The following is a 9,682-nucleotide window of genomic DNA, read 5'->3' as shown; positions in this document are numbered from 1 at the left end:
CCATCTTCCGACGCCAGCACCAAGCCGAAGCCAAGATCAGCCACTACGCACGACAAGCCCTCACTGAGCCCTGAAACGGATCTCCTGCTGGAGTATTAGAGCCCGTAGCGGATCCGGGTCAGGCCGCAGGCGACGAGCATGCCGACAATGACCAGCCCGACCCTCGTCCAGGGCACGTCCCTGCTCGGCCGGACGCCGATGGAGACCGCCACTGCCAGTTGAGCGGCGCGCACGAGGCAGATGAAGACGCTCAGCATCCAATACCCGACCCCGTAGAACGACCACCAGTTCACGGTGCCGAACACGGCCGGGACGACCATCAACAGGCTGAGCCCGATCAACGGCGTGGCCAGTTTCCACCGCAGCAGGGCGGTCGCGGTGCGGCAGCGGTACGACGAGTTCACGGCAAGCGCTGGCGGCGCTCGCCCGTGCCGCCCGGATAGCTTGCAGGCCGCGATCTACCCGAGAACGTCGAGGCACTGCGGACTGGCGGTCGTTGTTCGAGGATGTGCCCCAGCCTGGGGTCGGGGTTGGTTCTCCTGCGGTGGAACGGGTCTCTTGACCGATCGTGCTGCCCGAGCGCGTCCGGAGGCTGCTCTCCCGCCTGATACCCGACTCAGCGCCGAAACTCGGTGACCTGTACAAAGCTGGCTCTAGCGGTGAGAGCCGGCATGGACGGGTCCTCGGTGTTTTACTGCGATGAAGTCGGCGAGGTTACATGGACGCCCTGCATGGCCGCGGCTCCCGTTCCGCCGCATCGAACTGACTGGCCGTTCTGTCTCCGAACTGACAGTGACAGGGATGACCTTTTGGCTACTCTGCCGCCGTGACGACGGCTGATATTGAACTGAGCGCATCTCCCGCTGCCCGGGAAAGAGGGATGGTCGACGGCTTCGAGGGGTACGTGACTCCGACTGCCGAAGAATACGCCGAGGTCTTGCGGACCGGTATGGTCGTGTTGGACGCGAATGTCTTGCTCAACCTCTACCGCTACACGGCCGATGCCCGCGACGACCTGCTCGCCGTCCTCACGGAATTGTCGGACAGGCTCTGGGTTCCGCACCAGGTGCTGACGGAGTTCTGGCGCAATCGGGATCGGGTACTGCGAGATCCGCGAGACACTGCCAAGACCGCCCAGGAGCTGCAGGAGATTCGTGGTCGAGCGGTGCGCGCCGTGCAGACGTGGGTGAACCGGGTCTCGCTGACGTCCGAGCGAGCCTCGGAGATCATCGAGCAACTCAGCGCCGGATTCGACAAGGTCCTGCTCAACGTGGATAAATTCAAAGATCCCGCGGCGACCGAGGCCGCCCGCGACACGAACACGGATGTTGTGCTGCGCTCACTGGCCTCGATTCTGCGGGGCAGGGTCGGCGAGCCGCTGGATGAGAAGGACTTGGCCGTCGCCTTGGTCGAGGCACAGCGACGGCTCGATGAGAAGGTCCCGCCGGGCTACATGGACCGGAAGAAGGACAACGCCGAAGGCGCTGGCGACTACCTGGTGTGGGAGCAAACTCTCCGAGAGGCGGAAAGGCGCCACAGTGACGTCCTCTTCGTGACCGGTGACGTGAAGGAAGACTGGTGGCGGACAGAAGGTGGTGAGCGGCGTGGCCCCCGCGTCGAACTCGTGGACGAGTTGCGCGACCGCGCCGGCGTGAGGCTGTTCATGGCTCGCCCAGGGCAGCTCCTCAGCTATGCGGGCGTGGTTCTCTCCGTCGCCGTCCGTGAGGACTCCGTTCAGGATGCGGATCGGGTCGACACGTTCCTGTCCGAGCCAGAACCCCACCTGGAGTACGGAGGCTGGAGCCAGGAGGCGCTGACTTACCTGCTCAATCGTCTTACCAACGAGGCACCCCAGCAGGCAGTCGTCCTTGTGGCGGCAGCAAGCCAAGATGGGTATGTCGCCAGGAGTCAGGTATACGAGATCGCTGGCTACCCCGAGGAACGCAGTCTGCGCGGATTCACTCGGCCGTTCAACCGGATCGTGCAGATCATGCGGGATCAGGGAACTCTCCCCGACGAGGCAGTGGACCTGTTCTGGGCTGTCTACAACGAGGATTCGCCAGCTTTCGGTGTTGCCGCTGGCTTCCAGATACACGACGACGTCCTGCCGCTGTTCCTGTCGCGGATCCGGGATCGGGAGTCTGCGACGGCGATCGCCTCATGACTCAGCCCCTACCGGTGCGCCCGGAGCGCCTGTAGCAGCCGGGCTACTTCAAGAAAACTCGGCGTGTTCACGTACGACGAGGTGCCGCATCTGTGCATGCCCGAGCCCTGCAAGCGGACCATCCAGCGGTGGCGTGAGCGTGGACTGACGACTTGACGAGTCCCAGCAGGCTGGCGGCTTGGCCTTGGCCTTGGCCTCACGCTGCCCGGGTGCTCAGCGTCGCCCGTCAGCGGCGCGGACGACGAGGACGGTGCCGTCCCGGCCCAGCGAGAAGACTTCGCCCTGCGGGCGAATGGCTGACCACTGGCGGAAGATGCGCGGTGCCGCCCGCAGGTATGGGCCGATCTGGCCCTCCGCGAGTTGTCGGTACAGGTTGCTCTCCACGCCTCGGAACACCTCCAACGTCCGACCGCCGGGTAGCGGCGCGTGGTAGCGGGTGCCCTCGGCGTGCAGGCCGTTGCGCAACCGGAGCGTCTCGGCGGTGCTCGACGCCCACGGCAGATCCGGCTCGAAGAGAGCTGACTGCGCCGGTGCTCCCGCCTCCCCGCGTTGCCGCGGTGTGGCGTACCCGCGGGCCGCCGCGTTGTTGCCCGCGAAGAGCAGCGCGGTTGCTGCCGCTGCCCGGGTCAGAATCTGAGTGAACCAGCCGCGCCGCTCGGCGGGGATATCGAACACGTCGGGTGCCCCGGCTGGCAGTTCCTCGGCTGGCGGCACTTCAAAGTCTGCGGCCGGGGGAGCGGCGCCCGGGGGGACCTCCAAGGCGCGGGCGTCGTCAAGCGCTGCGGGCTGGGGACGCCAGTCCTGGTCGTCCGGGCTGGCCCGCAGCAGCTCATCTAGGTCGTCGTCCGCGCCGGACCACAACTCGTCGTCGCCCGGCGGGTCGAGCACGTATGACGTGATGCGCGTCCCGCTGAGACACGAGGCCACCATCAGCGATGGCTGGCTGCGTCCGGCCACCCGTAGCGCGTCGACCTGCACGGTGGCCCGTGCCAGTTGCCCGTAGGCGAAGCCTGCCGGCTGATGGGTGCCCTTGCACTCCAGGATCACGATCTTCACGCCGCTGCGTCGTCCGGAGCTGTGGTGCCCGAGCAGGATGTAGTCCGGCCGCTTCTTCGTCCTGGACATGGTGTCCACCGCGCCGACGCCCTCGAGGAAGCCGGCCTTCAGCGCCACCTCCGCGTCGACCGCGTGGAAGTCCCAGTCCGGATACTGCCGGCGCAGCACGGCCTTCGCGACCACCAGCGCCAACCCGATGCCCAACTGCTCGGACTGCGCCACCTTGTGGTGGTAGACCACGTTGCCGGCGTGGCGGGACAGGGCGAGACAGCCCCCGCGTGCGGTCAGCGTCGCGCAGTAGCGCACGTGTGCCCAGTGCCGAGCTACCTGGGCCAGGGGCGAGGCGGTCAGGAACGTCGTGGCCACACCCACCTCGTGCAGCACCTGCGCCGGGCTGGTGCGCACCGGCGGCCCGATTCGCACGGGCGACGGATTCTTGCCGTACCGGTACGCCTCGTAGTCCCTCGCCTTTTCCTTGGCGTACCGAAGCACCTCGGCGACGACCTGTTCGGAGGACTCGACCGCGAGCGTCGACTCACGCCCGAGCGATCGTACGAGCGAGTCAAGATCCACCGGTCACCCCCGATGCAGATCACCCGTGCAGGTCAAGTACCTAGGGTCATCGAGTAATTTCAGGGTGTCAATGTATGCGCCGGAGTGCGACACAACGCCCCGTCAGTCGTCCCCCGCCGCAAGGATTTGCTCCATGCGTCTGCGAAGGATCCGGGCCCGGGTATCAGGAAACGTGAACAGCAGCGCGACCGCCTCGTGCCACGCTAGATACGCGTCCTCAGAACGGCTGATGCCGATCAGCGCCGTCGCGAGGTGGTCCAGCGTCAGCGCGAGTTGCCAATCGTCCCCGAGCTGCCGGTGCACCGCCGCCGCGCGCAGATGGAAGGCGATCGCCTCGTCCGCCTGCCCCAGCTCCCGGTACGCCTCACCTGCGCCGTCAAGGGCCATCGCCTCGCGGCTACGGTCCCCGAGCTGGCGCTGAATGGTGGCCGCCCGGTGCGCGGCCTCCAGCGCCTCGGCCTGCCGACCGAAGGCGCGCAGCACTCGCGCGTACTCCACCAGCCAGTGCCCCAGCCACAGCTGGCTCGCGCCCTCGGCGATGGCGATAGCCGAATTGATCGCGGCCCGCGCCTCGTCGGTGCGGCCGAGTTCCCGCAGGGTCATGCTCAGGAAGAAGAGCGAATTGCCTTCCTGCCCCCGGTCGTCAATCTCTCGCTGCACCACGAGCGCCTGCTCCAGCAGGGCCGCTGCCTCGGTCAGCTCGCCCAGCTCGTAGCGAGCCTCGGCGAGGTTGCCGAGTAGCAGGGCCTGCCACCGCTGGTTGCCGAGCCGCTCGAAGATCGCCAGGCTCTCGCCGAAGTGGGTGAGTGAGTCGGTGAGACGACGACTGCGCAGACCCAACAACCCGAGCGCGTTGATTGACACTGCTGTGCCGTACTCGTCGCCGATCTCCCGCCGGATGACCAGTGCGGCCTGATGGTGTTCGGCGGCCTCGGGGAGCTGGCGGGCTTGGAAGTGGGCCTTGCCGAGACTTTCCAGTGCCTCAGCCTCGCCGCGCCGGTTACCGAGCGTACGGGCTGCCGCCAGCCCGATGCGGGCCGTCGCGAACCAACTCTCGAAGGTGTTCTGATGCATGAAGACGCTGCGCAGCAGCGCAGCCAATTGCCAGGCGGTCCGCGGTAGGTCGGCGTCGGCAGCGACCCTTGTGGCGGACACCAGGTTGTCCCGTTCGGCGTCGAACCAGGCGTCGGCCTCGGCGTTGGTCGCGATGGCGAGCGGCGTGACGTCGGTCGGCGGATCCAGCGGTACGGTCCGGTAGAAGGGCAGGGTACGGGCCAGTGCGGCGTCAGCGGTGTGCAGATACCAGTCCAACCCACGGCGCAGTGCCGCCTGCCGATCCTCGACGCTCTCCAGATGCCGTACCTGGTCGACCGCGTACGCGCGCAGCAGGTCATGGAGTTGGTAGCGCCCCGGAGCGCTCTGCTCCAACAGGTGAGCGCTGACCAGAGCGTCGAGCGGCTGCCGGACCCTGGACACCGGCACGCCGGTCAATGCGGCGGCGGCCGGGGCGCTGAAGTCTGGGCCAGGGTGCAGCCCGAGCAGCCGGAACAGTCGGGCGGCGTCCGTGTTCAGGGCGCGGTAGGACCAGGCAAACACCGCACGTACCGCGTCGGACTCCTCGTCTTCCTCGGCGGTGAGTGCGTCCCACAGGGCCGACTCGTCCCGTAGATCCTCGATCAGCTCGCCGAGGGGCATGAATGGCCGGCTCGCCGCCCGTTCGGCGGCGATGCGCAGCGCGAGGGGCAGCCGAGCGCAAAGCCGGGCCAGCTCTCTCAGGTCGGCGGGATCGTCCCCGCTGCGGTAGGGCGAGGTGATGCCGCGCAGCAGGGTGATGGCGTCGTCCTCGTTCAGCATGCGCAGCGTCAGCCGTCGACCGCCGTCGCGGGTGGCCAGCCCGGAGAGCATGTTCCGACTCGTGACAACGACCAGGCAGTGATCCGTGCCAGGCAGCAGTGGGCGCACCTGACGCGCGGTGGCGGCGTTGTCCAACACCACAAGTACGCGCCGGCCGGCCAGTCGGGAGCGGTACAGAGCGGCCCGTTCGTCCAGATCTGCTGGCACAGCCGAGGGTGAAACGCCAAGGGCCCGCAGGAAACGGTCGAGGATCTGGTCCGGCTGCGCCGGCTGACCCGGATCGTAACCACGCAGGTTGGCGTAGAGCTGCCCGTCGGGAAACCTGCTCCGAATGCTGTGCGCCCAGCGCAGGGCGACTGAGGTCTTACCGACGCCGGCCGTCCCGGTGATCACCGACAGGCTTACATCGACGCTCCCTTCCCCGTCGGTCAGCAGCCGGTTGAGCGTCTGTAGCTCCGCCACCCGGTTGACGAAACCGCGGACGTCGCCGGGGAGTTGTTGCGGTCGCTCCTGCGAGGCTGCCTCGCCGTGGAAGTGCACACCGCCGTACACGTCGCGGGCCTGAACCAGCTCCGCCGGTCCGGACAGCGCGGACCGGTTCACCTGAGTGGGCCGCTGCCCGGCTCCGTCCGACCCGGTGCCCTCCATCTCTCACCCCACGTGGGGAGGTCCCGACGGCGCCACCACACGGGCGAAGAACTCGTCGAGCGGCTCACCGCCCTGGTAGAGCGACTCGATGAAGGACTGGCAGCTCGCCACCAGGTCGGGGTCACGCCAGCGGCGGGCTGCCGCCAACACGCCGTCGGCGTCGTAGACGGCCTCATACATCACCTCGGTGCCGAGGGTGTAGATCTCCGGAACCCGTCCACCCGACTCGGCTGCCGCCACCGCGTCCGCGCCGACGACACGGGTCAGACCGCCGCACTCGTGCCGCAGTCGCAGCACGTGCAGCTCCCACTGGAGATAAGGCGTGAAGGGCTCTTCGACGACCCGTACCCGTCGGGTGGCGAACCCGCTGACGACGATCCGCCGGTAGTAGCTCTGAAATTCAGGGCGGCGCGCGTCGAGGATCCGTAGCGAATCCTCCCACCGCCCGTCAGCAAACGCCCGCCAACCCTCGTCGCCGGGCTCCTTGAAGGTCTGCTGACGTTCCAGCTTCCAGAAGCCCGGATCGCCGGTCTGCCAGAACCGATCCTCAAAGTCCGCCCAATAGTCCTCCAGGCGGAGTTGCTCGCCAGGATCCCCGCGGAACAGGTCATGCATCAGGTATGTCCACCTTCGCCGCGATCATCGTCGATCGGGGAATGATGATAAGCCGCTCGCCCGGATCCACTGAGACACCAGCTGGGAGTCGTTCCTGGTACGTCTCAGTGAGGTCCTGGCCGATCACCGCGATGTCGCCGTTGCTCAACTCCCAGACGTCGGGGCAGCTGCCGTCGCCGGAGGTGTTGCCCAACTCGTGGGAGGACTTACCCCAACGGCGTGTCAGCTCGGCGGTAGGGTCCGCTTGCCAAATCTGTCCGCCCATGCTCGCCTCCGAGGCTTAGTGCTCGCGCGAGCACCCACGGTAACATCGAGTTGACTAGATGGCTGTCGCCCATTCCGTTTCCAGGAGCCGGGCGCAACGGGCGGGAGGCGGACGCATGACAGACCCGATCATGGTTACCGCAGCGACGACGCTGGTCGCGTGGGCGACCACCGAGTTGGCCCAGAGCGGGCGGGCCGCGGTGTCCTCCCTGATCGGATTTCTCCGCACCCGGGTTCAGCACGAGCCGGCGTCGCGTGCCGTCATCGAAGGCGCTCTGCAGCAGCCGTCACCTCAGGCCGTGGGTCGCCTCGCCGAGCTACTCGAAAGCGAGTCGCGCCGCGACAGGGCCTTCGGCGCTGAGCTGCGTGCGCGGTGGTCGCAGGTGGAGGTCGCCCTTGCCGAAGGTGCCGGCGACGTCGAGAACTCGGTCTCCGGCGATGTGCACGGGTCGGTGGTGCAGGCGCGTGATGTCCACGGCGGCATCCATCTTGGCGACGGGTCGGCCCGACACTGACGTCAGGAACAGCGGCACGTGCCGAGAAGCGACGGCACTACCCCGCAGGCGAGACAGGTGTCGGGCTGAGGATCTCGCGCAGCCGGGAAAGATAGCGGCGCTGGCCGATCCCGAGCCGATCGTTCGGGTCGCGGTCGCTGGAGAGCCTCTTCTACCTGCTTCAAGGTCGCTGTTGGCCAACCATGTGCATGTACCTGTTTGGTCAGCTTCCTCATGCCGAGATGCGGATGCTTCACTCGCATGGCACGGGCCACCTCAGCGAGGGTTTGGCTCCCCCGTGCAGGGGTCGAGGATCCCGCCGGCTTGGTCGGAGTGGGTGAACCGATTGTGGTGCTGACGCCTTGGAATTGCTGTTGTCGCTGCTTCGGGGCAACTCGCCGCGCTTTCGATGAGCGAACGGGAGGCGACTGTCTCCGGGGCAGGGCGGGATGGGCGCTCAGTGCCTTCCGGATTTGGTCAGCCGAGACCTGTGGCCAGCCGTCCTGACGAAGGTGCCGGGCGATCGTCGAGTCCTTGATGGTGGGCATTCGTTCCCGGAGAGCACGGGCCGCGTCTGCCAGGTCTCGCTGCGTGGGTGCCGTTCGGCGACCGGCGATCCCCGAGTTGGCCCTGGAGGCGGATCCACGTGAGGGGCGGGCGTCGCCCGCACGACTTGCGGGTTGGAGCCGGTCGAGCCAGACATCAGGCGTACGGTCGGGCTGGTCGTCATTCTCCCAGTCGCGTCGGGAATCGGAAGAATACCGCCCTTCCGCGTTGGTGTACCAGTCGCTGATGGTTCGCCTGATTACCACGCTGCCTCCGATGCCGCCGGACCTGCATCTGCCACGGAAGAACCGAGCGCACGTGCGCCTCTACCATGCAAGGATCTCGATGCTATTGACGGCGGAGTTGTCCCCGGAAGTGGCCGTTCGTCTTACTCGGGTGACAAATGGTTGACTGCAATGGGAGGTCGACGGAAACCGGGGGTAGGCGTTGTGCTGTCAGATCCGCTTCGAGAGCGAGTTGCGAGGACCGCGCGGTCGACTGAGCCTGCGACTGGTGACCGGCTATCTGGGGCCGATCCGCCGCCGGATCCGGCCGACGATGGATGCCGTGCGGTAATCCGGCAACTCGACCTGCACCACCTGTGCGAACTCCTGCCGCATCGCGGCGAGGTCAATTGGCCGCCCGGCGAGCTCTGCGCAGAAGTTGTCCACGGGCCATGCGACGTAATGCCCGTAGCGGACGGCGTAGATGGCCACCGAGTGCAGTGCGAAGGCGTCGGAGTAGTCCAGCAGCACGTACCCCAGCAACTGGTCGATATCGGTCCTTGTCGGCCCGGCCGCACGGCTGCCGCCCGGCCGGGCCCTGCCTCGGGAGGCATTGAAGTCGACGAGCACTCCGCCGACGATGAGATCGGCGTCCGCGTTGAGGTCGGCGCTGCCCTCGAACGTCGAGCCAGTGGCCACGGCGCCCGACGGCAACCCTGCTAGTAGTTGCTCCACGGCCAGGTCGCGCATCGCGATCAGGTCGGCGACCTCGTCGGCGTTGGCCAGTGCCAGCAGGTCGGACGCCCGACCTCCCGGGCCGAGCTGCATCAGGCGGGATCCGTCTACCCGAGCCGCCCGGTACAGCTCGACCAGGAGAGTGAGCGCGTGGGACATCCGTGCCCACCACTCGTCAGAGCGCTCCCTGAACCGGGCCGGGCGGATCGGCCCGACGTGATTGCCATCGTTATCGACCGCACCCAGGTCATGCAGCAGCTCCAGGCCAGCCCGTCCGCACGGCGCTCGCCGTGTGCTCACCCCGGCCACTGAGAGCCTGACCGAAGGGGCCGGGTCGATCATGAACCGCAACCACCAGTCGATAGCGGTGCCTTGCGTCCCGAGCGCAACCATCGGGGACGGCAGCACCCGGGTCAGGCCGACGGCTTCCCGGTAGTCGGCCTGTACGTCGTGGTGGTAGGGGAATGCCGTGCGGGGCCAGCGGGCTCTTGGCGTCCGTCACCTCGCTG

The 9,682-nt window shown here is 67.4% G+C and carries 8 protein-coding genes; 2 read left to right on the top strand and 6 right to left on the bottom strand.

Annotated features, from left to right (window positions below):
* Positions 1-95: 95 nt before the first annotated feature.
* Entirely contained in the window at positions 96-404 is a 309-nt protein-coding gene (locus AB0C25_RS13175; protein WP_357372714.1) for a hypothetical protein, read from the bottom strand.
* A gap of 422 nt (positions 405-826) precedes the next feature.
* On the opposite strand from AB0C25_RS13175, the gene AB0C25_RS13170 reads away from it, so the two are divergent.
* Positions 827-2,164, top strand: a complete 1,338-nt coding sequence (locus AB0C25_RS13170; RefSeq protein ID WP_357372712.1) for a PIN domain-containing protein — start codon at positions 827-829, stop codon at positions 2,162-2,164.
* A gap of 213 nt (positions 2,165-2,377) precedes the next feature.
* Here AB0C25_RS13170 and AB0C25_RS13165 read toward each other — a convergent pair whose 3' ends face one another.
* The 4 genes from AB0C25_RS13165 to AB0C25_RS13150 all read right to left on the bottom strand — a co-directional run bounded on the left by AB0C25_RS13165 (position 2,378) and on the right by AB0C25_RS13150 (position 7,175).
* Positions 2,378-3,793: a hypothetical protein gene (locus AB0C25_RS13165; RefSeq protein ID WP_357372710.1), complete on the bottom strand. Its 1,416-nt coding sequence runs from the start codon at positions 3,791-3,793 to the stop codon at positions 2,378-2,380.
* Positions 3,794-3,895: 102 nt separating this feature from the next.
* Positions 3,896-6,295, bottom strand: coding sequence for a tetratricopeptide repeat protein (locus AB0C25_RS13160; protein WP_357372708.1), 2,400 nt, complete (start codon positions 6,293-6,295; stop codon positions 3,896-3,898).
* 3 nt (positions 6,296-6,298) lie between these two features.
* Complete coding sequence (locus tag AB0C25_RS13155) at positions 6,299-6,910, bottom strand: DUF6879 family protein (protein WP_357372706.1); 612 nt, start codon at positions 6,908-6,910, stop codon at positions 6,299-6,301.
* Positions 6,903-7,175 carry a hypothetical protein gene (locus AB0C25_RS13150; protein WP_357372704.1) on the bottom strand — a complete coding sequence of 91 codons (273 nt, stop codon included), beginning with the start codon at positions 7,173-7,175 and terminating at the stop codon, positions 6,903-6,905. Before AB0C25_RS13150 ends, AB0C25_RS13155 begins: the two co-directional genes overlap by 8 nt.
* A gap of 115 nt (positions 7,176-7,290) precedes the next feature.
* Between AB0C25_RS13150 and AB0C25_RS13145 the strand changes: the two genes are divergently transcribed.
* Entirely contained in the window at positions 7,291-7,689 is a 399-nt protein-coding gene (locus tag AB0C25_RS13145) for a hypothetical protein (RefSeq protein WP_357372702.1), read from the top strand.
* A 1,046-nt stretch (positions 7,690-8,735) separates the two neighbouring features.
* Here the strand turns inward: AB0C25_RS13145 and AB0C25_RS13140 are convergent.
* On the bottom strand, positions 8,736-9,515 hold the full coding sequence (locus tag AB0C25_RS13140) for a hypothetical protein (protein WP_357372700.1): 780 nt from the start codon (positions 9,513-9,515) through the stop codon (positions 8,736-8,738).
* Between the last annotated feature and the right edge of the window lie 167 nt (positions 9,516-9,682).

This window comes from Micromonospora sp. NPDC048839, assembly GCF_040649915.1.
Classification (GTDB): Bacteria; Actinomycetota; Actinomycetes; order Mycobacteriales; family Micromonosporaceae; genus Micromonospora.
The sequence above is the reverse complement of the archived record's forward strand: the minus strand, read 5'-3'. Positions and strand labels throughout refer to the sequence as shown.

Bases quoted from the DNA above. Each gene is read 5' to 3' on its own strand.
- AB0C25_RS13160 (WP_357372708.1), bottom strand. From the start codon at position 6,295: ATGGAGGGCACCGGGTCGGACGGAGCCGGGCAGCGGCCCACTCAGGTG.
- AB0C25_RS13155 (WP_357372706.1), bottom strand. From the start codon at position 6,910: ATGCATGACCTGTTCCGCGGGGATCCTGGCGAGCAACTCCGCCTGGAG.
- AB0C25_RS13150 (WP_357372704.1), bottom strand. From the start codon at position 7,175: ATGGGCGGACAGATTTGGCAAGCGGACCCTACCGCCGAGCTGACACGC.
- AB0C25_RS13145 (WP_357372702.1), top strand. From the start codon at position 7,291: ATGACAGACCCGATCATGGTTACCGCAGCGACGACGCTGGTCGCGTGG.
- AB0C25_RS13140 (WP_357372700.1), bottom strand. From the start codon at position 9,515: ATGATCGACCCGGCCCCTTCGGTCAGGCTCTCAGTGGCCGGGGTGAGC.